This is a genomic window from Serratia sp. NCCP-200 (genome assembly GCF_059697885.1).
Map to the genome: position 1 here is coordinate 738,949 of NZ_BAAKUJ010000001.1, position 23,776 is coordinate 762,724.

The 23,776-nt window shown below is 54.7% G+C and carries 19 protein-coding genes; 8 read left to right on the top strand and 11 right to left on the bottom strand.

Features of this window, described 5'->3' with window-relative positions; translation table 11 throughout:
• The first annotated feature begins 12 nt into the window (after positions 1 to 12).
• A complete protein-coding gene (fruA, locus tag AC6HVW_RS03455; protein WP_065683220.1) occupies positions 13 to 1,701 on the top strand; it encodes a PTS fructose transporter subunit IIBC in 1,689 nt (562 codons plus the stop codon).
• 64 nt (positions 1,702 to 1,765) lie between these two features.
• Here the strand turns inward: fruA and nfo are convergent, their stop codons facing one another.
• Both nfo and AC6HVW_RS03465 read right to left on the bottom strand, forming a co-directional pair.
• Positions 1,766 to 2,605 carry a deoxyribonuclease IV gene (gene nfo / locus AC6HVW_RS03460; RefSeq protein WP_071681008.1) on the bottom strand — a complete coding sequence of 280 codons (840 nt, stop codon included), beginning with the start codon at positions 2,603 to 2,605 and terminating at the stop codon, positions 1,766 to 1,768.
• 106 nt (positions 2,606 to 2,711) lie between these two features.
• Positions 2,712 to 3,791 (bottom strand): YeiH family protein, encoded by a 1,080-nt coding sequence (locus AC6HVW_RS03465; protein ID WP_071681007.1) that lies wholly within the window; start codon positions 3,789 to 3,791, stop codon positions 2,712 to 2,714.
• A gap of 257 nt (positions 3,792 to 4,048) precedes the next feature.
• Here AC6HVW_RS03465 and yieE point away from each other — a divergent pair, with 257 nt between their 5' ends.
• Complete coding sequence (gene yieE / locus AC6HVW_RS03470) at positions 4,049 to 4,936, top strand: DNA-binding transcriptional regulator YeiE (protein ID WP_021805849.1); 888 nt, start codon at positions 4,049 to 4,051, stop codon at positions 4,934 to 4,936.
• A 134-nt stretch (positions 4,937 to 5,070) separates the two neighbouring features.
• Positions 5,071 to 6,552 (top strand): amino acid permease, encoded by a 1,482-nt coding sequence (locus tag AC6HVW_RS03475; protein ID WP_021805848.1) that lies wholly within the window; start codon positions 5,071 to 5,073, stop codon positions 6,550 to 6,552.
• 336 nt (positions 6,553 to 6,888) lie between these two features.
• Here the strand turns inward: AC6HVW_RS03475 and AC6HVW_RS03480 are convergent, their stop codons facing one another.
• The 5 genes from AC6HVW_RS03480 to puuR all read right to left on the bottom strand — a co-directional run bounded on the left by AC6HVW_RS03480 (position 6,889) and on the right by puuR (position 13,646).
• A complete protein-coding gene (locus AC6HVW_RS03480) occupies positions 6,889 to 8,874 on the bottom strand; it encodes a ligand-gated channel protein (protein ID WP_021805847.1) in 1,986 nt (661 codons plus the stop codon).
• Between the two features lie 248 nt (positions 8,875 to 9,122).
• A complete protein-coding gene (locus AC6HVW_RS03485) occupies positions 9,123 to 10,118 on the bottom strand; it encodes an ABC transporter permease (protein ID WP_071681006.1) in 996 nt (331 codons plus the stop codon).
• Positions 10,115 to 11,626, bottom strand: a complete 1,512-nt coding sequence (locus AC6HVW_RS03490; protein ID WP_071681132.1) for a sugar ABC transporter ATP-binding protein — start codon at positions 11,624 to 11,626, stop codon at positions 10,115 to 10,117. Before AC6HVW_RS03490 ends, AC6HVW_RS03485 begins: the two co-directional genes overlap by 4 nt.
• 161 nt (positions 11,627 to 11,787) lie before the next feature.
• On the bottom strand, positions 11,788 to 13,068 hold the full coding sequence (locus AC6HVW_RS03495) for an NAD(P)/FAD-dependent oxidoreductase (RefSeq protein WP_071681005.1): 1,281 nt from the start codon (positions 13,066 to 13,068) through the stop codon (positions 11,788 to 11,790).
• Between the two features lie 20 nt (positions 13,069 to 13,088).
• Positions 13,089 to 13,646, bottom strand: coding sequence for an HTH-type transcriptional regulator PuuR (gene puuR / locus AC6HVW_RS03500; RefSeq protein WP_021805845.1), 558 nt, complete (start codon positions 13,644 to 13,646; stop codon positions 13,089 to 13,091).
• Between the two features lie 397 nt (positions 13,647 to 14,043).
• On the opposite strand from puuR, the gene AC6HVW_RS03505 reads away from it, so the two are divergent.
• Together AC6HVW_RS03505 and AC6HVW_RS03510 are read left to right on the top strand one after the other, a co-directional pair.
• Positions 14,044 to 15,462 carry a glutamine synthetase family protein gene (locus tag AC6HVW_RS03505; protein ID WP_071681004.1) on the top strand — a complete coding sequence of 473 codons (1,419 nt, stop codon included), beginning with the start codon at positions 14,044 to 14,046 and terminating at the stop codon, positions 15,460 to 15,462.
• Positions 15,463 to 15,949: 487 nt separating this feature from the next.
• A complete protein-coding gene (locus AC6HVW_RS03510; RefSeq protein WP_065683227.1) occupies positions 15,950 to 17,323 on the top strand; it encodes an APC family permease in 1,374 nt (457 codons plus the stop codon).
• A gap of 488 nt (positions 17,324 to 17,811) precedes the next feature.
• Here the strand turns inward: AC6HVW_RS03510 and sbcB are convergent, their stop codons facing one another.
• The 3 genes from sbcB to AC6HVW_RS03525 form a co-directional block, all read right to left on the bottom strand.
• Complete coding sequence (gene sbcB, locus AC6HVW_RS03515; RefSeq protein ID WP_071681002.1) at positions 17,812 to 19,239, bottom strand: exodeoxyribonuclease I; 1,428 nt, start codon at positions 19,237 to 19,239, stop codon at positions 17,812 to 17,814.
• 82 nt (positions 19,240 to 19,321) lie between these two features.
• The gene (locus AC6HVW_RS03520) at positions 19,322 to 19,525 is read right to left on the bottom strand and encodes a DNA polymerase III subunit theta (protein WP_065683229.1); all 204 of its coding nucleotides are present in this window, start codon (positions 19,523 to 19,525) and stop codon (positions 19,322 to 19,324) included.
• Positions 19,526 to 19,600: 75 nt separating this feature from the next.
• Entirely contained in the window at positions 19,601 to 19,786 is a 186-nt protein-coding gene (locus tag AC6HVW_RS03525; RefSeq protein ID WP_065683230.1) for a hypothetical protein, read from the bottom strand.
• 244 nt (positions 19,787 to 20,030) lie between these two features.
• Here AC6HVW_RS03525 and AC6HVW_RS03530 point away from each other — a divergent pair, with 244 nt between their 5' ends.
• A complete protein-coding gene (locus tag AC6HVW_RS03530) occupies positions 20,031 to 21,140 on the top strand; it encodes an SDR family oxidoreductase (protein WP_065683231.1) in 1,110 nt (369 codons plus the stop codon).
• 54 nt (positions 21,141 to 21,194) lie between these two features.
• Here AC6HVW_RS03530 and AC6HVW_RS03535 read toward each other — a convergent pair whose 3' ends face one another.
• Positions 21,195 to 21,941 (bottom strand): S24 family peptidase, encoded by a 747-nt coding sequence (locus tag AC6HVW_RS03535; RefSeq protein WP_065683232.1) that lies wholly within the window; start codon positions 21,939 to 21,941, stop codon positions 21,195 to 21,197.
• Positions 21,942 to 22,112: 171 nt separating this feature from the next.
• Here AC6HVW_RS03535 and AC6HVW_RS03540 point away from each other — a divergent pair, with 171 nt between their 5' ends.
• Together AC6HVW_RS03540 and tmaR are read left to right on the top strand one after the other, a co-directional pair.
• Positions 22,113 to 23,180, top strand: coding sequence for an FUSC family protein (locus AC6HVW_RS03540; protein WP_071681001.1), 1,068 nt, complete (start codon positions 22,113 to 22,115; stop codon positions 23,178 to 23,180).
• A 162-nt stretch (positions 23,181 to 23,342) separates the two neighbouring features.
• Entirely contained in the window at positions 23,343 to 23,660 is a 318-nt protein-coding gene (gene tmaR, locus AC6HVW_RS03545; protein WP_021805836.1) for a PTS system regulator TmaR, read from the top strand.
• The last annotated feature ends 116 nt before the right edge of the window (positions 23,661 to 23,776 follow it).

The following is a 23,776-nucleotide window of genomic DNA, read 5'->3' on the forward strand; positions in this document are numbered from 1 at the left end:
GCAGGAGTCAGAATGAAAACGCTGCTGATGATAGACAGTTCGCTCGGGCAGGCTCGTAGCCACCTGGCGAAACGCATGCTTGAGGCCGCTGCGGCCAAAACCGGCCTGACGCTGGTTAATACGGCCAACGAGGCTGAACTGGTGGTGGTAGCGGGTGTTGCTGCACCTGCTGATGCTGAGTTGAACGGCAAACAGGTTTATATCGGTGATGTGGAACACGCGGTGCGTGAACCAGAAGCCTTCCTGGCCACCGCACAGGCGCAAGCCAAACCGTATCAGGCTCCGGCCCAGGCGGTAGCACCGGCAAAATCCGCCGGTCCGAAACGCATTGTTGCCGTTACCGCTTGCCCGACCGGCGTTGCGCATACCTTTATGGCGGCCGAAGCCATCGAGAGCGAAGCCAAGAAACGTGGCTGGTGGGTGAAAGTGGAAACCCGTGGTTCCGTCGGAGCCGGGAATGCGATCACTCCAGAAGAAGTGGCGGCGGCCGATCTGGTGATTGTCGCGGCAGATATCGAAGTGGATCTGGACAAGTTTGCCGGCAAGCCGATGTACCGCACCTCGACCGGTTTGGCGTTGAAGAAAACCGCGCAGGAGCTGGATAAGGCACAGGTAGAAGCCGAGATTTTCCAACCGCAAAAAAGTGGCAGCACCGCGAGCTCAGGCAAGAAGAAAGAGAGCGCAGGGCCTTATCGCCACCTGCTGACCGGCGTGTCTTACATGCTGCCGATGGTGGTGGCGGGCGGTCTGTGTATTGCGCTGTCGTTCGTGTTTGGTATCAAGGCGTTTGAAGTCAAAGGGACGCTGGCTGCGGCGCTGATGCAGATCGGTGGTGGTTCGGCCTTTGCGCTGATGGTGCCGGTTCTGGCGGGCTACATCGCGTTCTCCATTGCTGATCGTCCTGGCCTGACGCCGGGCCTGATCGGCGGTATGTTGGCAGTTAGCACCGGTGCGGGTTTCCTTGGCGGTATCATTGCCGGTTTCCTGGCGGGTTACGTGGCCAAGGCCATCAGCGGTAAGTTGCGTTTGCCACCGAGTATGGAAGCGCTCAAGCCGATCCTGATTATTCCGCTGGTTGCCAGCCTGATCACCGGTTTGATCATGATTTACGTAGTGGGCACACCCGTTGCCAAAATCATGGTTGGCCTGACCAACTGGTTGCAATCGCTGGGCACCGCCAACGCGGTACTGCTGGGCGCAATCCTCGGTGCAATGATGTGTACCGATATGGGTGGTCCGGTTAACAAGGCGGCCTATGCCTTTGGTGTAGCGCTGTTGAGTTCTTCGGTCTACGCACCTATGGCAGCGATTATGGCGGCAGGTATGGTGCCACCGCTGGCGATGGGGCTGGCGACCATTCTGGCTCGTCGCAAGTTCGAGAAGTCCGAGCAGGAAGGGGGCAAGGCCGCGTTGGTGTTGGGCCTTTGCTTTATCACTGAAGGGGCAATTCCGTTTGCTGCCCGTGACCCAATGCGCGTTCTGCCGTGCTGTATCGCAGGTGGAGCCCTGACAGGTGCACTGTCGATGGCCTTCGGTGCAAAACTGATGGCGCCACACGGTGGTCTGTTCGTGCTGTTGATCCCTGGTGCTATCTCGCCGGTGCTGCTGTATCTGCTGGCGATTGTGGCGGGTACCCTGCTGGCGGGCGTGGCCTATGCGGTCCTTAAACGTTCTGAAGCGCCGGTAGCCACGGTGGCATAACGGCAACCACGCAATAAAAAGCCGGCATCTGAAAAATGCCGGCTTTTTTATGTCTGCAGAAAAATTACTGCTGCGCCTTCAGCCAGGCAATTTCCTCGGCCCAGATATCCGGGTTCACCGTCTCCAGGATCAGTGGGATGTTATCGAAGCGCTCGTCGCGCATGATATAGCTGAACACGGTCTTACCAATATTGCCTTCACCCAGGCTGTGGTGGCGGTCAACGCGGCTGCCAAACTCGCTCTTGGCATCGTTAAGATGCATACCGCGCAGGTAGTTAAAGCCCACCACGTTGCCCAGCTCTTTAAACGTCTTCTGGCAATCCTCTTCGGTACGCAGGTCGTAACCGGCGGCGAAGGCATGACAGGTATCAATACAGACACCGACGCGGCTCTTGTCTTCTACACCGTCGATGATCGCCGCCAGATGTTCAAATTTGAACCCCAGATTGCTGCCTTGCCCGGCGGTATTCTCAATCACGGCGGTGACGCCCTGGGTTTTATCCAGCACGATGTTGATCGACTCGGCGATCCTTGCCAGACATTTATCCTCATCAATCTGCATCAGGTGGCTGCCCGGGTGGAAGTTCAGCAGCGTCAGCCCCAGTTGCTCACAGCGTTGCATCTCATCAAGAAACGCCTCGCGGGACTTCTCCAGCGCCTCTGTTACCGGATGGCCAAGGTTAATTAGATAGCTGTCGTGCGGCAGGATTTGCCCTGGGCCGTAGCCGTACTGTGCGCAGGCACTTTTAAACTTGTCTATCACGTCGGCAGGCAGCGGGGCAGCCTTCCATTGACGCTGATTTTTAGTGAACAGGGCGAATGCGGTCGCCTCTAATTCGTGTGCGCGGATCACGGCCTGATCTACGCCGCCAGAAGCGCTGACGTGTGCACCGACAAACTTCATTCTCATTCTCCTGTGTTAACGCTGCCATTATGGCATTGATAAGCGAAGGATTGAATGGCGGGGATAAAACAAGCAGGCCCGAAAGCTCGGGCCTGCAGAGGGGGGATCACAACAGGTGCTGCACCAACAGGTTGATGGCACCGCCGCCGATAATCAGCCAGACAAACAGCAGCGTTGCCAGCAGAATGGGTTTCACACCCGCCTGACGTACCGCGCTAATGTGGGTGGTCAGCCCTAAAGCGGCCATTGCCATGGCCAGCATCCAGGTGTCGATGGTGATCAGATGCTGTACCAGCGTAGCCGGGATCAGGTTGAACGAGTTCAGCCCGGCAACGGCGATAAACAGCACAGCAAACCACGGAATGGTGATGGCCGATTTTTCACTCTTGCTGCCGTTACCGGCCCTGCGGCTGATATAGCCAGACAGTAACAGCAGGAACGGGGCTAACATCATGACGCGGATCATCTTGGAGATCACCGCCGCGTTTTCCGCATCCGGGCCGATGGCATGGCCAGCAGCAACCACCTGAGCCACTTCATGGATTGTCGAACCCGCGTAGATGCCGAAGGTTTCCTGCGTCAACGGCAGCCACTGGAAGTGCTCATTGAGTTGATACAGCCACGGATAGGCAAAGATCGCCAGCGTACCAAACACCACTACGGTAGAGACTGCGACGGCAACCTTACTGGAGTCTGCCTTCAGCACTGGCTCAGTGGCCATTACGGCTGCGGCTCCGCAGATGCTGCTACCGGCACCGATCAGCATGGTGGTTTGGCTGTCGAGGCCGAACACTTTTTTACCCAACCAGCAGGCCAGCAAGAAAGTGCTGCTCAGGGTCAGGGCATCGATAATGATCCCGCTGGCCCCCACGTCGGCAATTTGCTGGAAGGTCAAACGAAAGCCATAAAGAATGATCCCCAGGCGCAGCAGCCGCTGTTTGGCCAGCTGTACGCCGCTATGGCAGTTAGGCTGCAACCAGGGATAAAGAGTGTTGCCAACCAGGATGCCGCACAGGATCGCCAGCGTCAGGGCGCCTAATCCCAACCCGGCAACCCAGGGAACATCGCCCGCCCAGACCGAAAACGCGGTCAGCGCGCCGGTCAGCAGTAAGCCTGGTATCAACCGTGGTAGTCCAAACAGCGGAAAACGCTGTTCGGGATAGGTATGAGTGCTGTGACTCGCCATGATTATTCTGTCCTCTGCTAAATTCCTGAGTGCAATGATAAAAGCAGGTGACCTAAAAGAGAAATTGATTATATATTTATAACTTATCGGAATAAGTGGTTGATCGGCTGGACGGTCGGCTACTCCGCCAAGCCTAATCCTGTAAACGTGATAACCTTATAAGGCAGGGCAGTAAGCTTACCAATGCCTTGTAACTGATTTTTGGTGTTTTCATTTAAATGGTTTTGTCTGACCATTCTCTTTATGTCGAGGCTGTTATGCATATCACTTTGCGCCAACTGGAAGTTTTTACCGAGGTGCTGAAAAGCGGATCCACCACTCAGGCCTCAGTGGTATTGGCTTTATCACAATCGGCGGTCAGCGCGGCGCTGGCCGATCTGGAGGGGCAACTGAAGGTGTTGTTGTTCGATCGCGTGGGTAAACGCCTGGTGATCAACGAACATGGCCGCTTGCTATACCCCAAAGCGCTGGCTCTGTTGGAGCAGGCTGGGGAAATTGAACAGCTTTTCTTGCATGACAGCGGCGCGTTACGCATTGCCGCCAGCAGCACCATCGGCAACTATATGCTGCCAGAGATGATCGCCCACTATCGCAAAGATTTTCCTGCTACAGCGTTGGAACTGAACGTGGGCAATAGTCAGGAGGTGATTGTTGCGGTAGCCGATTTTCGTGTCGATTTGGGGTTGATTGAAGGGCCGTGCCACATGCCTGAGTTGGTCACCCAGCCGTGGCTTGAAGATGAACTTGTGGTGTTTGCCGCGCCGGATAACCCATTGCTACAGCAACCGGTGACCCTGGCAACGCTGGCTAGTGCCCCTTGGATCCTGCGGGAGCGGGGGTCTGGCACGCGGGAAGTACTGGATCATCTGCTGCTGGCGCACCTGCCAAACTTCCAACTGGTGATGGAGTTGGGCAACTCGGAAGCGATCAAGCACGCGGTGCGCCACGGTATCGGCATCAGTTGTCTGTCACGTCGCGTAGTGGAAGAACAGCTGGCTAGTGGTGTATTGGTGGAACTGAGCATCCCTCTACCGCCATTGATGCGCACGTTGTATCTGATCCATCATCGGCAAAAACACATTTCCAATGCGTTACAGCGTTTCTTGAGCTATTGCGTTGGGCAAAAACCGGACAAGATCGCATAAAGTCATCATTAGGGCCGCTGCTAATAATTGGCGGCGGATTATGAAGCTATCTTATATCAGGGCAATGTTACTAGTTCGCTGGCGGGTATTTGTTACAATCCGGCCCTCATTTTTGACGAGCAGATAGGGTAAGAATGGCTCAGCAGGATATAAAAACAGCGGGGCAGAAAGCACCCGGATTACGCCGCGAGCTGAAAGCGCGGCATTTAACCATGATTGCCATTGGCGGTTCCATCGGTACCGGCCTGTTTGTTGCCTCTGGCGCAACGGTTTCCCAGGCAGGCCCAGGCGGCGCGTTACTCTCCTATGCATTGATTGGTCTGATGGTGTATTTCCTGATGACCAGCCTAGGTGAACTGGCGGCGTTTATGCCGGTTTCAGGATCGTTTTCCACCTATGGTGCCAAGTATGTTGAAGAAGGCTTCGGCTTTGCGCTGGGCTGGAACTACTGGTACAACTGGGCGGTGACCATTGCGGTCGACCTGGTAGCGTCACAGTTGGTGATGAACTACTGGTTCCCAGACACGCCGGGCTGGATCTGGAGCGCCCTGTTCCTTGGCCTGATGTTCTTGCTTAACTACATCTCGGTCAAAGGCTTCGGTGAAGCGGAATACTGGTTCTCGCTGATCAAGGTGAGCACGGTAATTATCTTTATCGTCCTTGGCGTACTGATGATCTTCGGTATCTTGAAGGGCGGTGAAAATGCCGGTTGGCATAACTGGACGATCGGCGATGCACCGTTTGCCGGTGGCTTCTCGGCCATGATTGGCGTGGCGATGATCGTCGGCTTCTCGTTCCAGGGCACCGAGCTGATCGGTATTGCGGCGGGCGAGTCGGAAGATCCAGGCAAGAACATTCCACGCGCAGTGCGTCAGGTGTTCTGGCGTATTCTGCTGTTCTATATCTTCGCGATCCTGATCATCAGCCTGATCATTCCTTATACCGATCCAAGCCTGTTACGCAATGACGTGAAAGACATCAGCGTCAGCCCGTTCACGCTGGTATTCGAACATGCTGGCCTGCTCTCTGCGGCGGCGGTGATGAACGCGGTGATCCTGACGGCGGTACTCTCTGCGGGTAACTCCGGGATGTATGCCTCAACCCGTATGCTGTTCACGCTGGCTTCGGAAGGTAAGGCGCCACGCATTTTCGCCAAGCTGTCAAAAGGCGGTGTGCCGCGTAATGCGCTGTATGCCACCACCGTTGTAGCGGCGCTGTGCTTCCTTAGCTCAATGTTTGGTAATCAGTCCGTTTATCTGTGGCTGCTTAATACCTCGGGCATGACCGGCTTTATCGCCTGGTTGGGGATCGCCATCAGCCACTACCGTTTCCGCCGCGGCTATGTGATGCAAGGGAATAGCCTGAGCGATCTGCCGTATCAATCCGGTTTCTTCCCGTTGGGGCCAATGTTTGCCTTCGTGTTGTGCTTGATCATCACGCTGGGGCAGAACTATCAGGCCTTCCTGGCGGACCGTATCGACTGGTACGGCGTGACGGCAACCTACATCGGTATTCCACTGTTCCTGATTATCTGGTTCGGTTATAAGCTGACGCGCGGCACCAAAGTGGTGAAGTACAGCGAAATGGAATTCCCGAAGTGGAACCCTGATAAGTAAGCGATTAGTTCTAGACGCGGCGGGTTACCGCCGCGTTATCCTCTCTCCTTGAAATCCCCAGTTAAATTCCCAACCAAAATAATGCCTGCACACGATAGCAATCAATAATGATGATTGAGCATCTGGCTGCCCCTCACCCCAACCCTCTCCCGTAGGGAGAGGGAGCCGATCGGCGTTGTTATTAGATATGGGAGTACAGCTTTGGCACCTTACGTTGGGCAGGGAGTTGGTACGGAGTTGTGGTGAGGTACAGGGCTGATGTGGAGGATGTCATTGAGTTGTAGCACGGACAGTCCCCTCTCCCTGTGGGAGAGGGTTAGGGTGAGGGGGTCAGAATCAGAAGTTGTAAGTCATGCCCACGGTATAACGACGGCCATCCAGCGTGGTGTTGTAGTGCTCGTAATCCACGGTTTTATCCAGAATGTTGTAAACTCCGCCGCTAAGCTGCAGGTTTTTCAGCGCCTGGTAACTCACCCCGGCATCAACAAAGGTATAGGACGGCGTGCTGACCGCCATTGAGGTGCGGCTCAGGTATTCCGAGGTTTCGCTGCGGAAGTTAACGCGTGACCACAGGCCGAGATCCTCGGTGGCTTGCCAATCCAGCACGCCATTGATCATGTGCTTCGGCATCTGGTTCAGCGCCTTGCCCTGGAACTCACCGCTCTTTTGTTCAGACTCGGTAAAGGTGTAGTTGGTGCTCAGCTTCCAGTCTTCGGTGATCTGCCAACCGGTGGTCACTTCGATACCGCGCATATTGGCTTTATCCACGTTGACGCGGTCGCTGACGAAATCATAAGTGGTGTTACCGATGGTGCAGGCCGGATCCTCTGAACTGTTACAGCGGCGAACTTCGGTGATCTTGTCTTTGAAATCGGTGTTGTACAGGGTGATGCCAGCGTTCAGCCCCTGCTGGTTATCCCACAGGATACCGACCTCTTCACTGATGCTTTTCTCTGGCTTCAGATTCGGGTTACCCACGATGATGCCGTTGCTCACGCCACCGCCGGTGATCTGGCCCCAGTTGGCAGAGGACTGGCGCAGGTCTGGCGAGCGATAACCCGCAGAAACCCCGCCTTTCACGGTCCACATTTCTGTCAGGTGCCACACGCCATACATGCGCGGTGTCCAGTGGCTGCCGTAGTTCTGATCGCGATCCATACGGATCCCGGTGGTCAGGCTGAAATCGTTGGTCAGCGCCCATTCGTCTTCGGCGAACAGCGCCCAGCTCCAGCGGGTCAGTTGATCCAGACCGTCAGCCGCTTCCAACTGGTTGCCACCGTCACTCAGTTTCTCATAGCGGTATTGCCCGCCGAGGTTCAGCATGTGGGAACCAAGATCAAATTGGGTCTGGGTGTTGAAGATGGTGTTGTACATCTTCATGTTGCGTCCGGGGTTATTGGTCTCTTCCCGTTGAACGTAGCTGGTGCTGTTACCAAAGTCGTAATAGCCGTTATGGGTGATCGAGTAGTTATTACGGGTATACAGATTGTCGCTGGAGGAGTTCGGCTTACAGACGCCTTTGCGGCAGTTTTCTAATGCGACGGACTTACCCGGTGTGCTGTTGCGATCCTGCAGGGAACGGCCAATTTCGAAATCAAAATCGTTTTTCTCATCCGGCGTCAGGCTGAATACCGCCGTGCCGCTGCGCATACGCTGTTCGTTAAAGCCATTGGTAAAGTGGTCTTCCCCACGGTGGGAGAACAGACCGTTCACCCGCAGGCCAAGCAGCCCATCGATCAGCGGGCCAGAGGCGTAGGCGTTAGTCTGGTAGATATCACCGGAATCCCGGTCTTCTTGAATGGTGGCATCGCCTTGCAGGGAGCCAACCCAGTCTTTAGTGGTGGAGGTTTTGCGCGTGATGATGTTGATCACCCCACCCATGGCGTCGGAGCCATAGAGTGAAGACATTGGCCCGCGTACCACTTCAATGCGTTCAATAGCCTGCAATGGCGGCAGCCAACCTTGCTCGATACCGGCGTTATCGCTGTTAGGGCGGGTACCACGGGTATCGACGCGTTTACCGTCGATCAGGATCAGCGTGTATTTGGAGGACATACCACGAATGCTGATATCGCTGCTGCTGGCACCGCCGGTTACCACCACGCCCGGCACGTCTTTCAACGCATCGGTGACGTCGCGGTAGGCGCGGGTTTCCAACTGTTGGCGAGGGATCACCGATATGGTGGCCGGCGAGTCTTGAATTCTTTGCTGGAAACCGGAGGCGGTGACCACCATGGTATCTTCTGTTTGTGCCAGAGCGCTGCCGCTGGCGAGTGATGCGAGGATTAACGCGGTTAAAGTGTTATAGCTTGGCTTTTCCATTGGTTAAATATTCCAATCCCGAGGTCAACAGGTTTTCCTGTTAGTTGTTTGATTTAAAAGAATATGTTTTCACGCTGCCGCGATAATTTCCGTTGCGTGAGGAAAACGTCAGGCCATTGTAAGGAAATTGACAGAAATGTAAATGCAAATGATAACTCGTATCATTTGTATATTTGATCAGTAATGTATTGAAACCAGAGGAAAAGGAGGGGTATAGCCCGGCGCAGCGCAGTGGTGCGCCGGGTGGGTCAGCGTTTCTGGATGTAAGTGATCGCCAGTGCCAATGCCAGCACCAGCCCTTTAATGATATCCATGGCGTAGTAGGGCACGGAGAGCATCACCAGGCCGTTTTGCAATACGCCCAGGATAATCGCGCCAACAAGTGTACCCAGCGCATTAGGTTTGCCGGAGCCCGCCAGGGAGAAACCGATATAGGCCGCCGCTACCGCATCCATCAGGTAACCGCCTCCGGCGTTAACCTGTGAGGAACCGATACGTGACGCCAGCAAAATGCCGCCAAGGCCCGCCAGCAGGGAAGAAAGCACGTATGCGGTAACCCTGTAACGTACCGTGCGGATACCGGAAAGCCGGGCGGCCTCCGGGTTACCGCCGATGGCATACATCCGGCGGCCATGCTTGGTTAGCGACAGGAAAAGCTGCATGATCACCGTCACCGCCAGCATAATCAGCACGATCACCGGTACCTGGCCCAGCGAGGAAAACACCTCTGGGATCACGCCTTCGGCCATATCCCCGTTCGGCAGCACCATATTCTGGGTGATGGAGCCGCCGTAGCTGTAGGTCATGGCCACGCCCTGGATAACGAACAGGCTGGCGAGCGTGGCGAGCATATCGGGGATCTTTAGCACCACGATCAAAAAGGCATTGAACAGGCCGACCAGCGTACACAGCAGCAGCGTCAGCACGATGGCACCGGTAGTGCCGAAGCCGTACCAGGCAAACAACGAAATCACTAACGCATTAGCCAACGACGCCGTAGAACCGACGGAGAGATCGAAGCCGCCCACCGAGAGTGAGATCGACACGCCAATGGCAATCACCGTCACGATGGCGATCGAACGCAGAATGTTGATGATGTTGTTGGCTTCGAGGAAATTGTCGGAAGCCAGGCCAAACAGCGCGATCAAGGCGACAACGGTGAGCAACATCCCCCATTTATACAAAAAATCAAACAGCTGGTGGCGCCAGGGCAGAACGCTTTTCAGGGACAATGCTTTACTCACGCAGGAGTTCCTCCGGTGGAATACAGTAACAGGGTTTCTTCATCAATATCGGCGGCGTTGAGCTCCGCCACTACGCGGCCATCCCATAACACGCAGATGCGATCGCACAGGCCCACCAGCTCGGAAAACTCGCCGGAAGCATAGATAATGCCTTTGCCGTCACGAGCCAAACCGTCGATCAGCCGGAACAGATCCTGTTTGGCCTTGATATCTACGCCTTTGGTGGGTTCGTCAAAGATCAGCACCTCGGCATTGCCACGTAACCATTTGCCGATCGCAACTTTTTGCTGATTGCCGCCCGACAGGCGGGCCAGCTTTTGCTGTGGGCCGGAGGCCCGTACGCCAAGCCGCTGCATAATCTCTAAGGCCCAGCGCAGTTCCTGGCGGCGGCTGAACAGGCTCCAGCGCGAGAAGCTGTCATCGGCACTGACGCTCAGGTTCATCGGGACGGCTTCGTGGATAAAAATACCTTCCTTGCGGCGCTCTTCCGGCACCAGCGCCAGGCCTTGTTCTACCGAGAGGTGTGGTGAATGCGGTGCCCAGGGTTTGCCGTGCAGCTCTCCCCGCGTCAATTTACTGGGGGTTGCGCCGAATAACGCTTTGCAAAGCTCGGTCTTTCCTGCGCCCGCCAGCCCGGCAATGCCTAGGATCTCCCCTTGATGCAGGGTTAAAGAGACGTCACGCAATTTATTGCGATCGTGCAATCCCTCTACCCGCAGCAACGGGCGCGAGCCGTGTGGTGGGCGGGGGGCCGGGAAGATGTCGTCCAGCGAATGGCCCAGCATTTTTTCGACGATCTGTTCACCGCTCAGGTCCTGCATGCTGCTTTCACCGGCATGTCGACCGTCGCGCAGGACCGTCAAATGGTCGCAGACGGTTTTCAATTCGTGGATGCGGTGGGAAATAAACACGATGCCGATGCCTTCGGCGCGCAGGCGGCGCACGATGTGGAACAGGCGTTCGCTCTCATTGCTGTCCAGCGGAGCCGTCGGCTCATCAAGCACCAGAAAACGGCAGCGGTGGGATAGCGCCCGAGCCAGCAGCACCTGCTGTTTCTCCGCCAATGTACAGGCTCCGAGGCGTTGGCGTGGGTTGATATTCAGCCCAAGCTGCTGCAACAGCGCGGCGGCCTGGCGATGCAACTGCCGCCAGTTCAGCAGATGGCCCGGCTGATTGAGCCAGTCCAGCATGATGTTTTCCGCGACGGACAGCGTGGGGATCAGCGCCACATCCACCTCCTGCTGCACCACCTGGATCCCGTGCTGGCGGGCCTGCAGCGGCGAATGAATATCGACCTTTTGGCCGTCGATAAAAATTTCACCCTGGTAATGGTTATGCGCGCCGGAGAGAATGCCCATCAGCGTGGATTTGCCCGCGCCGTTGGCTCCCACCAGCGCATGGGTTGAACCGCCTTGCAGCGTAAAATCGACGTTTTGCAGAGCGTTGAACCCGGCAAAGGCGATGGAGATATTGCGCATCTCCAGGCGTGAAGCGGTATTGGTCGGCATAGTTTGGCTGAAGACGTTGCGCCCCTCGTGTTTCAAATCGCGGCGTGGTGGCGGCAACGTGAAATTCATTTGGATGTATAGACGGCTAAAGAAACTATTTTTTAACATGAATTGCCATTTTTGCAACATGCAAAATGGCATAACGTAGATAAAAAGCGGGATCAGAGCCCTAAGCGATCGCGCAGGGCATAGTAGGCGGCACCTAGGGCGGTAAATGGCACCTGTAAATGGCGGCCACCGAAGAACGGCAAATGGGGGAGTTGAGCGAATGCGTCAAAGCGTTCCGCGTCGCCGCGCAGCACTTCGGCAATCAGTTTGCCTGCCAGATGGGTCAAGGTCACGCCGTGGCCGCTGTCGCCTTGCAGGTAGTAAACGTTATTTTCCAGGCGGCCAAACTGTGGCATGCGCGACAGGGTCAGCAGGAAATTGCCGGTCCAGCGGTAATCGATGCGCACCTTCTTCAACTGCGGGAAGGTTTTGAGCATCAAGGGCCGGATCCTGGCTTCGATATCTGCTGGATCCTGTGCACCATAGACCACGCCACCGCCGTATAACAAACGGTTGTCTGCCGTCAGGCGAAAGTAATCCAGCAGATAGTTGCAGTCTTCAACGCAGTAATTATCGGGCAGCAGCGATAGAGCCATATCCGCAGATAAAGGCTCGGTGGCGATGATTTGCGAGCCGCAGGGCATACTCAGGCGGCCGAGGCGGGGTTCCAGCTTTTCCCCCAGATAGGCGTTGCCTGCCAGGATCACCAAGCTGGCGCTGACGGAGCCAAGAGCAGTGTGTAGTGTGGCGGGCTGACCATAATCGATATGGGTGACCGCCGATTGTTCAAACAGCCGCCCGCCGTGGCGGCGTACCGCTTCGGCTTCACCCAGCGCCAGATTTAACGGATGCAAATGGCCACCTTGGCGATCCAGCAGCCCGCCGACATAGCGTTCGCTAGCCACGGTACGGCGCATGGTTTCCCCGTCCAGCAGTTCCAGTTGCTGGTGGCCATAACGCTGCCAATGCGCCATTTTTTCCGTTAGCGCGTTAAATTGTTTGGTGGTTAAGGCGGCAGAAACCGCTCCGGGGCGATAGTCACAAGCGATGGCGTAGCGATCGATCCGCTGGCGAATGATCTCAGCACCTTCAAACATCATGCTGCCGAGCATTGCCGCGGTCTGCTGGCCGTAGCGAGCCTCGATCACATCGATATCGCGGCTGTAGGAGTTCACCACCTGCCCACCGTTGCGCCCACTGGCTCCCCAACCGATGCGGGCGGCTTCCAGCACTACCACGTCGTAACCGGCCTCGCTCAGATGCAGGGCGCTGGAGAGGCCGCTAAAACCGCCACCGACGATGCAGACATCGCAGCGGATAGCCTCGTTCAGCTGGGGATAAGGAGCGTGGGGGTTGGCGCTGGCGGCATAATAGCTGGCAACATGTTCCATCATCACTCCTCCGGCGGATCTTATCAGAAGGTGGTTGGGGTATGCGCGCTGACGATCTTGCAAACGCGCGTTGAGGTATTGCTGAAGCTGTGGGGCATGCCGGTGTTGATGGCATAGCTCTGGCCAGCGGTCAGCAGATAGGTTTGGCCATTGACCGTCAGCATGATCTCTCCTTCCAGCAGCGTGCCGATCTCTTCGCCCTGATGCTTGATCTTCTCGCCGGTGGTGGTGCCCGGTTGATAGGTCTCCAGCATCATGGCCAGGCTGCGGGTAGGGCTGCCGTTATGCACCAGCTTCATCGAAACGCCTTGGCTGCCGATCTCGATCAGATCGTCTGGCTCGATCACCACTTTGGGTTCATCTGGCCGTTCAGGTTCAGCAAAAAATTCAGACAGCGATAGCCCATAGACCTTCAGCAGTTTCTGTAACGTACTAATGGCAGGGCTGACTTTGTCCTGCTCAATGGTGCTGATGGCGCTGTGGGTTAATCCGGACAGTTCGGCGACCCTGCGCTGTGACAAACCCAAGTGCTGACGGATCTGCGACAGGCGCTTGCCTGGTGCCAAGCTGACTTCGCTCATAGCGGTAGTTCCTTCTGGTAGGAGCGACAGGTTGGGATCACACCCGGAGCCGGGTACCTGTCTGAGTGATATCGAAACCACATGATATCGGTAGTTGGGCGGCCGTTGTAAAATATATTGCCCATGTTTCCCCCTGGTCTGGCGGAAGAAATTCTGTACCAACAAAGCGCAAACAACGCCTTTTCGGTCAATATTTTATCAATTTAGCAGTCCCTGGCGAATAATCAAACGCCATTGTAACATTTGCAAACCATTTATGTTAAAGCTATGTTTCATATTATGGGTGTTATTTTGAGCGCCAGCCTGTGGCGCACTCTACAGAGAAATCAGACCATGTGTTAAGTCAATCGGCAAGCGGATGCGAAGGCATTCCCAAGAGCACAACGGCAGGTGATGTATGCAAACCAATAGCGCAGTAGTAGAAGATTTTGCACAGCATAATGAAGAAAGGCGAAGTAGCGCGTTCCAAAGTGAGGTTGCTCACTATTTGGAACGCCACCCTGCCACGCAGTATATCGATATCCTTCTCACCGATCTCAATGGTTCCTTCCGCGGTAAACGCATTCCCGTCTCCGGGCTGAAAAAAGTTGAAAAAGGCTGCTATTTCCCTGCCTCGGTGTTCGCTATGGACATTTTGGGCAACGTGGTGGAAGAGGCCGGGTTGGGGCAGGAACTGGGCGAGCCGGATCGGATCTGCATGCCCGTGCCCGGTACGCTGACGCCGTCGGCGGCGGATCCGCAACATATCGGTCAGGTGCTGCTGACCATGCTGGATGAAGATGGTACTCCCTTTGACGTTGAACCCCGCAATGTACTGAACCGAATATGGCAGGCGTTGCGCCAGCGCGGACTGTTCCCGGTGGTAGCGGTAGAGCTGGAGTTTTATCTCATCGATCGACAGCGAGACTCGGCCGGTTATCTGCAGCCGCCGTGTGCACCAGGCACCCAGGAGCGCAACGTACAGAGCCAGGTCTATTCGCTGGATAACCTCAACCATTTTGCTGGGGTGCTCAACGACATCGACACGCTGGCACAGATGCAAGGGCTACCGGCGGATGGTGCGGTGGCTGAAGCTTCCCCCGGCCAGTTCGAAGTAAACCTGAATCACACCGACAACGTGCTGCAAGCCTGCGATCATGCGCTGGCGCTGAAGCGGTTGGTGCGCCAGGTGGCCGAACATCACCATATGCATGCCACCTTTATGGCGAAACCTTATGAGGATTACGCGGGGAGTGGCATGCACGTCCATCTCAGCGTGGTAGACAGTGCGGGGAAAAACCTGTTTGCCGAAGCGGATGGCGAAGACTCGGCGCTGCTTAAGCGGACATTGGCCGGCATGATCTCCCTGATGCCCGCATCGATGGCGGTGTTGGCACCCAACGTGAATGCGTTCCGCCGTTTCCAGCCGGGGATGTATGTGCCGATCCAGGCGTCCTGGGGGCATAACAACCGTACCGTGGCGTTGCGTATTCCCTGTGGCGATGCGCAGAACCACCGCGTGGAGTACCGCGTTGCCGGTGCCGATGCCAACCCTTATCTGGTGGTGGCGACAATCCTGGCAGGGATGCTGTACGGGCTAGACACCGAATTACCGCTGCCTGAGCCGGTGACTGGCAACGGTTTGGAGCAGGAGGGGTTACCGTTCCCGATCCGCCAAAGCGATGCCCTGTACGAATTTGAGCATCAGCACGAACTGAAGCACTACCTCGGTGAACGCTTTTCACGGGTTTATCACGCCTGCAAAATGGGTGAACTGATGCAGTTTGAGAGATTGGTGACGGAAACCGAGATCGACTGGATGCTGAAAAATGCCTGATCTCAGGTACCCTGATGGCAATGAAGGGCCTTTTTCCTGATATTAAGCAAAAGAATTTGTATTAGAAGGTTTCAGGATCTTGTCTTTCTGTGATCTTATGGCAAAATACGCGAAATGCAGATAGCCGACGTTTTAACGCGTCGGTTATTTTTTTTTGCATTATGTTTTACCAACGTGTGTTTCATACATCAAGCGAGGCCGGACATCGAGCCGGATAGATAAATAGGTTCGTCGCGATCAACCAAAACTTTATGGTCGTGACTCATGAGGATAAGAAAGATGGGGCAATTTTTCACCTTGGCACCGGTGCCCGCCGGTTTCCGTTGCGGTCGCAGCGATTATGGAGCAACACAGGCTTTTGTGCCTAGTTATCCAGCTTCCCTCATCCCCCTTTTAGAATTTAGTCGCACGTTGCGAAGTTTCCCCGCAACCTTGAGTCTTGGCGTGTCTATTATCCGCAAGACTGAAGGTAAGGGGGGGCTACGCGATGTCCGATAACATCATCACCGCCGCACCAGCTGCCGGCCAACGCGCCCAACTGCGTAAAACACTGACTTTAGTCCCGGTCGTCATGATGGGTCTGGCCTATTTGCAGCCCATGACCATCTTTGACACCTTCGGCATCGTCTCCGGCCTGACCGACGGTCACGTCGCGACCGCGTACGCCTTTGCTCTGCTGGCGATCCTGTTTACCGCCCTGAGCTATGGCAAACTGGTGAAGAAATTCCCTTCCGCCGGTTCTGCCTATACCTATGCCCAGAAAGCCATCAGCCCGCACGTCGGCTTTATGGTGGGTTGGTCATCACTGCTGGACTACCTGTTCATGCCGATGATCAACATCCTGCTGGCAAAAATTTACCTGGAAGCCATTTTCCCAGGAGTGCCTTCGTGGATCTTCGTTGCGGCACTGGTTGCCTTGATGACGGCGTTCAACCTGCGTGGCATCAAGCTGGTAGCCAACCTGAACTCCATTATCGTGGTGGTACAGGTGGCAATCATGATCGTGTTCCTGGGCCTGGTGATTAACGGTATCTCTCACGGTGAGGGTGCCGGTACGCTGGTGAGCAGCCGTCCGTTCTGGTCTGACAACGCGCACGTGGTGCCGATGATCACCGGTGCGACCATTCTGTGCTTCTCGTTCCTCGGCTTTGACGGCATCAGCTCGTTATCCGAAGAAACCAAAGATGCAGAAAACGTGATCCCGAAAGCCATCTTCCTGACGGCCTTGATCGGCGGCGTGATCTTTATCGTGGTGTCGTACTTCGTGCAGTTGTACTTCCCGGATATCTCGCGCTTCAAAGATCCTGACGCATCACAGCCGGAAATCATGCTGTATGTGGCTGGCAAGTTCTTCCAGTCGGTGATCCTGGTGTTCTCGTGCGTAACCGTACTGGCTTCCGGTATGGCATCTCACGCGGGTGTTTCTCGTCTGATGTACGTCATGGGCCGTGATGGCGTATTCCCGGAGCGTTTCTTCGGTTATGTGCATCCAAAATGGCGTACTCCAGCGCTGAACGTGCTGCTGGTTGGTGCGATTGCGCTGTCTGCCGTTTCGTTCGATTTGGTCACGGCTACGGCACTGATCAACTTTGGTGCTCTGATCGCGTTCACCTTCGTTAACCTGTCGGTGATCTCGCAGTTCTACATTCGCGAGAAACGTAATCGTACGCTGAAAGACACCTTCAACTACCTGATCCTGCCGGTGTTGGGGGCGTTAACCGTCGGTGCATTGTGGGTCAACCTGGAAGTCAGCTCGATGACGCTGGGCCTGGTCTGGGCGGCGATTGGCCTGCTGTATCTGACGTTTGTCACCCGCAGCTTCAGCCTGCCGGTGCCACAAGCAAGCGAAGACGTGGCTTAATCATCTCGTCTGCCTCGCGATAGCAAAAAGGGTTCCACATGTTGGAACCCTTTTTATTTGCTTGAAGAAATGTAATGCCACTCAGTGAGAAGGTGTGTTGAGGTACTTGCGGCTCCCCTCACCCCAACCCTCTCCCACAGGGAGAGGGAGCTGGTATGGCGTTGTGGTCAGGTGCGGAAGTTAATCTGTAACCAGGTTGATGCAGAGGATGAGTGGCGCACCTCAGAATTGATCTGAAACGGGCTGATGTAGAGGACGAATACTGTAGTTAAGTACGTAGCACGTTCAGTCCCCTCTCCCTTTGGGAGAGGGAGCTGGTATGGCGTTGTGGTCAGGTGCGGAAGTTAATCTGTAACCAGGTTGATGCAGAGGATGAGTGGCGTACCTCAGAATTGATCTGAAACGGGCTGATGTAGAGGACGAATACTGTAGTTAAGTATGTAGCACGTTCAGTCCCCTCTCCCTTTGGGAGAGGGTTAGGGTGAGGGCTACCCCACCAACTGTTTACCATAGTCAAACAGCGCCTTCAGCAACGCCATCTTCTCTTTATCCCCTTCGTGCAGGTTGTACAGCGATTCCAGCTGCAAGATATAACTTTGCACCCGCTCGGCACTGAGCACCTCCTGGCGGTGCTGCAACCAACGGCGCTGCTCTGCGTCGTCCAGCGTATTGGGGTAGTTACGGGCACGGAAGCGGAACAGCAGCTCTTTCATCCGGCCATCGCTGAAGGTCAAATCCAGCGCGGGTAGATTCTGCGGTTTGGTTTGCTGAATGATCCTCATCGCCGCTTTGTCGGCATCGCTGAAGAAACCGTCGTACAGTTTGGCATCTACATCATCATTAGGGGTGAAAGGAGCGGCTTCGGCAAATATGGCTACCACTTTTTCACGGATCTCCGGGTGCTGGCGCAGCACCTTCAGATTCTCCAGACACGCCTGACGATCGATGCCTAGCCTGTCTGCATTTTCTGGCAGCAACGTCTTGGCCGGAGCCAGCACCGGGCATTTATTGATATGCACCAGCTTGATCGGCACCGGGGCCTGATCGGCTGCCAATTGATCGCGGCGGGTGTAGAGGCGTTCGCGCAGCTCATCGGCATTCAGCTCCAGCAGCGGGGTAATATCCCCTGCCAGATCGCACATAATCACCGCATTTTTATTGTCTGGGTGCCAGGCCAGTGGTGAAACCCAACTGGTGTTACCCCGTGCCGCGCCAAACATGCCGGAAACGTGCATTAATGGCGTCATTTCCGCGACGTCGATCAGCGCATTGAGCTTGTGTTTGTTTCGGTGCTGCAACAGGTAGTCAAATAACCTTGGCTGCGCCTGTTTGACCAGCTTGGCCATGGCAATGGTGGCATGGACATCGGACATTGCATCGTGAGCGTGCTCGTGTTCAACGCCGTTGGCACGCGTCAGATGTTCCAGACGGAAGCTGGGGAAGCCATCTTCATTTTCTGGCCAGATGATGCCTTCCGGGCGTAGGGCGTAGCAGGCACGCATCACGTCTAGCAGATCCCAGCGCGAATTGCCGTTTTGCCAGCTATAGGCGTAAGGGTCGTAGAAGCTGCGGTAAAAGATGTTGCGGCTGACTTCATCGTCAAAGCGGATATTGTTGTAACCCAGAATACAGGTGCCAGGGACGCTGAACGCTTCATGAATACGGCGGGCAAACTCGGCCTCGTTAACGCCTTTTGCCAGCGCCAACTGAGGCGTGATGCCGGTGATCATCACCGCCTCGGGGTCGGGCAGGTAGTCATCGGCTGGCGCACAGTAAAACACCTGCGGTTCTTCGATAATGTTGAAATCCATATCGGTACGCACTCCGGCAAACTGCGCCGGGCGGTCCATTGACGGGCTTTTGCCGAAGGTTTCGTAGTCGTGGATGTAGAATGTGGCCGGTGCCTTGCTGCTCAAAGTCGCATCTCTTGTTGGCGTAGGGAATAGCCCTATTGTAACGGCGCGATCACCGATGCCAAGTATTGGTTAATGCTTAACGTTAAATTGAGTGGTGCTGCGCAGTGCGATAGAAGTTCAGCCGTTGCTGAAAGTAGCCGCGTAGATGTGTGGGGACGTGCGTTTCGGCGCTTTCCCACTCGGCGGCGCAGCCGTAGCGTTCGCTATAAATAACTCTTAGTGCCAGCAAATCGGTTTGGATCTTTTCACGTTCTTGCTGGGGTAGGCCATCCAGTGGTCGTGGCATGTCTTTCTCCCTATTCGATAGCGCATAATATGAGGCTAAAGAGAATTTGTCGCTACCTCATTCTGGGCAGAACCTTCACAGCGCCTGTGCCAGAGTGGGATGGTGCTTTACTGGCTTGATGCTCATCGCTTGTTCTTGCTGGCCATGATCGTGCTGATGATCCAGAGATTTTGCATAGGTATACAGACCGCTAATCAGAGCCAGCCAGAATAGCGTGCAAACGGTTAATACAGTCAGCCAGACCTTTTGGTTGTAGCTCATGATAGCTCCTAAAAAGTGCATGGGATTAATCTCGTTAATTAAATCAGAGACAACATAAATGTTAATTAAACAAACGGAATAAAAGATGCGCTGAGCTGTTACTAATTGCCTGTGAGTGTTTCAGGATATTCATTAAGGCAATATTAGTGGAAGTCGTTACGTAATCAGTTAATTTCTATTTACTTCTGGTTTATAAATATAGGCATACACTCCACTTCATTCAATGCAAATGTAGGTGTGTAAGATGAAAACGTTACTGTTGACTGGGGCGACTGGCTTTCTTGGTGGTGCGGTGCTTGAAAAGTTACTGACAGAAAATCAAAAGGTTAACTATCTATTATTAGTGCGTGCGGAAACCGAAGAACAGGGCTTAAACCGTATTTTCACTAATATGGAAAAGTTCAATATAGATAAAAACATTCTGAGTAAGCTGACGGTAAAGAATATTTTACTGGGTGACTTAAGCGAGCCTGAATATTTTTTGTCTGACGCCCGTATTAACAAGGTAACTCATGTTGTTAACTGTGCCGCGGTGGCGTCATTTGGTAATAACCCACTTATTTGGAAGGTTAACGTTGAAGGCACGCTGGCATTTGCGCAGCGAATGGCTCAGGTGGTTGGATTAAAACGTTTTCTGCATGTGGGCACGGCAATGTCTTGCGCACCTCAGGTGGGTTCGTTGGTGGCAGAAAGCGCCGAGTTTGAAGAAACTGCCGAACACTTGGTGGAATATACCCGCTCCAAATCGACCATCGAGCAACTGATGCGGCAAACCTGCCCGCAACTGCCGCTGGTGATCGCCCGGCCCTCGATCGTGGTGGGGCATACGCAGTTGGGTTGCAAACCCTCCAGCAGTATTTTCTGGGTGTTCAGTATGGCGTTGATGCTGCGTAAGTTTATGTGTTCGCTGCAAGATAGTATTGATGTGATCCCGGTGGACTATTGCGCCGATGCGTTAGTGATGCTGCTCAACCGAGATAGCTTGGATAACGATGTTTACCATATCTCAGCGGGGGAGGAGAGCAGCGTCAGTTTTGCGGATATCGATTATGCCATCGCCGCCGCACTAGAGGAGCCACCGGTGGGCGATCGCTATGCGCAGGTCAGCTACGAAGCCCTGCTGCAAATGCGCAAACAGTTGAAGGATATCTTCGGGCCGTGCAATGAGCGCCTGATGTTGAAAGCGATGCGCCTGTACGGCTCCTTTGCGATGCTGAACGTGCGCTTTAGCAACGAAAAAATCCTCAAGTTAGGCATGCCTAAGCCGCCACGCTTTACCGATTATATTGGCCGCTGCGTGCAATCAACCCGCGGGTTGTCGATACCGCAGCAAATGGCGGTTGATTTTAAATAGCGGCTGGGGGGGCGTGACGCAGGGGCGCCGCATGCTGCGCCCGCTTTCAGGATCTTACCAGGAGGAGGATGACCAGAATACCCGGCCCAGCACCACCAGTTGCTCTTTGCGCTGTGGATAGCTGAGCCGTTCATCCTGGTACTCTTCCCGATTCAAAGAGCGAATGACCACGCCACCGTCGGGCTGCTCAATCAGGATCTTGACCCGTAACAGATTGCCGTGGCGGATCGCATAGGTTTTCCCTTCGCGGATGCGGGTATCGACGGTATTGATACCCACCACATCGCCATCCTGCAATCGGGGTTCCATGCTGGAACCTGAGATGCGGATAATGCGTGCCGCGTTCACCGGCACCCCCATCTTGTGCAGATAGTAGCGGCGGAAGATCAGCGAGAACTCTTCGCTATCGACAATTTCGTAGCAGCCGTCACCGGCGGAGAAATCGATATCCAGCAATGGGATCTCCACAAACTCTTCCTTGTCCTGCTCGGTATCTTCCCATACCACGGGTTTGAGCCGTGCCGGTTGGAAATCCGATTCGGCCGCCACGTTGGCAAACGGCTGTTCCAGCGCCTTCTCATGGAATACATCGAACCAGCCTTTGGGCAAGCCGAGTTTGGCCTCAATGCGTCTGGCGAGGTTGTCGCCCAGGTTGCGGGAGGATTTTTCACCGGTGATCTGGCTCAGCGTTGGCGCAGAAGATCCCACCAGGATGGCAAACTCATTCTGGTTGGTGCCTTGCCGGGCGAAACGTGCCATCAGATCGCGCAGGTTGTTGCGCCTGATTTCTTTGGTTTCCATGCGCCGATGGTCTCACTCTTTAGCAAAAAGGTAAATCCTTTGCCGCTAAAATCTTTAGCGTAAACTTAAACCTCTCCTAGCCAGGAAACATCTTTCAACAGCTTGTGTTGTACGTCAGCCGCATTGTTCCACTAAAATAAGGGTTTTACAGCAGGGTTGGTGGGGACAAGCGTGCGTCTGGATAGAAAAATCTCTTCTTTTGAACATCTGATCTACCGTAATTACCGCATCGTCCACGGGATACGGATCGGGTTGGCCTTTATCCTGACCTTCCTGCTGATCCGTCTGCTGGCGGTGCCGGAAGGTACTTGGCCGTTGATCACGCTGATCGTTGTGATGGGGCCGATCTCTTTTTGGGGTAATGTGCTGCAACGGGCGCTGGAACGTATTGCCGGTACGGTGTTTGGCGCCGCCTCTGGCCTGATTGCGCTATACCTGGAGCTGTATTCGCTGCCGGTGATGCTGGCCTGGTGTGGGGTAGTGATGTTTGCCTGTGGTTATCTGACGCTGGGCAAACGGCCCTATATGGCCTTGCTGGTGGGCATTACGCTGGCGGTGGTCATCGGTGCCGGGGCTGGCGATATCTCTATTGCACTGTGGCGCAGTGGCGACGTGATTTTTGGTTCGTTGCTGGCGCTGCTGTTTACCAGCATCTACCCGCAGCGAGCTTATGTGTTGTGGCGAATGAAAATGGCGGATTGCTTGGAGACGGTAGGGAAGATCTACGGCGCTTACCTTTCACCCAACATGATTGAGCGGCCCCGGTTGGAGCCTCGGCTCAAAAACTTGCTGGGCGATGTGGTGAAGCTACGCGCACTGATCGCCCCCGCCAGCAAAGAGACCCATATCGCCAAACCGGTCTTTGAAGCGGTACAGACCCTGAGCCGCAATCTGGTTTGCACGTTGGAGCTGTTAGCCGATGCTTACTGGGCTTCGCGTGAAACCCATTTTATTATGCTCAATGCCAAAACCTTGCGTAGTTCACAGTTGTTGACGCAGCGTGCTATCGAATCGCTGGCGAATATTATGCGAGATGGCGAGCCCCTGCATGCGCAGGTCGTTGCTGGAGAACTGAGCGATATTTCCGCAGAGCTGAAGACATTAATGCAAGAGGCCAGTGCCGCTCAACTCAGCGAAGCCCCTATCTATGGCTATGTCTGGCTGAGTATGGAACTGGCACAGCAGTTGGAAGAGTTGGGCGATCTGCTCAAGGTCTGTACGGCCAATACTCAGGAATAGTGGATCAGATCATGAAGCAGGCGCATCAGGATAGGGTCAATGCGCTAAAGTGGGTAAGATAAGGCAATGACAGTTGTGTCTGACGGCCACAACCCTGTATCTTGGTATCATTGTGGCCGTAAGCAAATAGAATCTGTGTATTACTAAAGCAAGGGTATAAAGATGGATAATGCAAATAAGCCGAGTTTCCAGGACGTTCTGGAGTTTGTGCGTATGTTCCGCCGTAAAAACAAGCTACAGCGTGAAATTGTCGACAACGAAAAGAAAATTCGTGACAACCAGAAGCGTGTGCTGCTGCTCGACAACCTGAGCGAGTACATCAAACCGGGCATGAGCATTGAAGACATTCAGGGCATCATCGCCAACATGCGCGGTGACTATGAAGATCGCGTTGATGATTACATCATCAAAAATGCCGATCTGTCGAAAGAACGCCGCGAGCTGTCCAAAAAGCTGAAAGCAATGGGCGAAGTGAAGTAATTCGCGTCAAGCAGGGCTGGGGGATCTCCCGGCCCTGCGTCTTTTCAGGGGCACCGCGCCCTGAACGACCTTAAAGAATAACGATATGTTACCGTGCTATAGCAAATCTGCTTAAA

Coding starts and splice junctions, on each gene's coding strand:
- fruA (WP_065683220.1), top strand. CDS start 13: ATGAAAACGCTGCTGATGATAGACAGTTCGCTCGGGCAGGCTCGTAGC.
- nfo (WP_071681008.1), bottom strand. CDS start 2,605: ATGAAGTTTGTCGGTGCACACGTCAGCGCTTCTGGCGGCGTAGATCAG.
- AC6HVW_RS03465 (WP_071681007.1), bottom strand. CDS start 3,791: ATGGCGAGTCACAGCACTCATACCTATCCCGAACAGCGTTTTCCGCTG.
- yieE (WP_021805849.1), top strand. CDS start 4,049: ATGCATATCACTTTGCGCCAACTGGAAGTTTTTACCGAGGTGCTGAAA.
- AC6HVW_RS03475 (WP_021805848.1), top strand. CDS start 5,071: ATGGCTCAGCAGGATATAAAAACAGCGGGGCAGAAAGCACCCGGATTA.
- AC6HVW_RS03480 (WP_021805847.1), bottom strand. CDS start 8,874: ATGGAAAAGCCAAGCTATAACACTTTAACCGCGTTAATCCTCGCATCA.
- AC6HVW_RS03490 (WP_071681132.1), bottom strand. CDS start 11,626: ATGCCGACCAATACCGCTTCACGCCTGGAGATGCGCAATATCTCCATC.
- AC6HVW_RS03495 (WP_071681005.1), bottom strand. CDS start 13,068: ATGATGGAACATGTTGCCAGCTATTATGCCGCCAGCGCCAACCCCCAC.
- puuR (WP_021805845.1), bottom strand. CDS start 13,646: ATGAGCGAAGTCAGCTTGGCACCAGGCAAGCGCCTGTCGCAGATCCGT.
- AC6HVW_RS03505 (WP_071681004.1), top strand. CDS start 14,044: ATGCAAACCAATAGCGCAGTAGTAGAAGATTTTGCACAGCATAATGAA.
- AC6HVW_RS03510 (WP_065683227.1), top strand. CDS start 15,950: ATGTCCGATAACATCATCACCGCCGCACCAGCTGCCGGCCAACGCGCC.
- AC6HVW_RS03520 (WP_065683229.1), bottom strand. CDS start 19,525: ATGCCACGACCACTGGATGGCCTACCCCAGCAAGAACGTGAAAAGATC.
- AC6HVW_RS03525 (WP_065683230.1), bottom strand. CDS start 19,786: ATGAGCTACAACCAAAAGGTCTGGCTGACTGTATTAACCGTTTGCACG.
- AC6HVW_RS03530 (WP_065683231.1), top strand. CDS start 20,031: ATGAAAACGTTACTGTTGACTGGGGCGACTGGCTTTCTTGGTGGTGCG.
- AC6HVW_RS03535 (WP_065683232.1), bottom strand. CDS start 21,941: ATGGAAACCAAAGAAATCAGGCGCAACAACCTGCGCGATCTGATGGCA.
- tmaR (WP_021805836.1), top strand. CDS start 23,343: ATGGATAATGCAAATAAGCCGAGTTTCCAGGACGTTCTGGAGTTTGTG.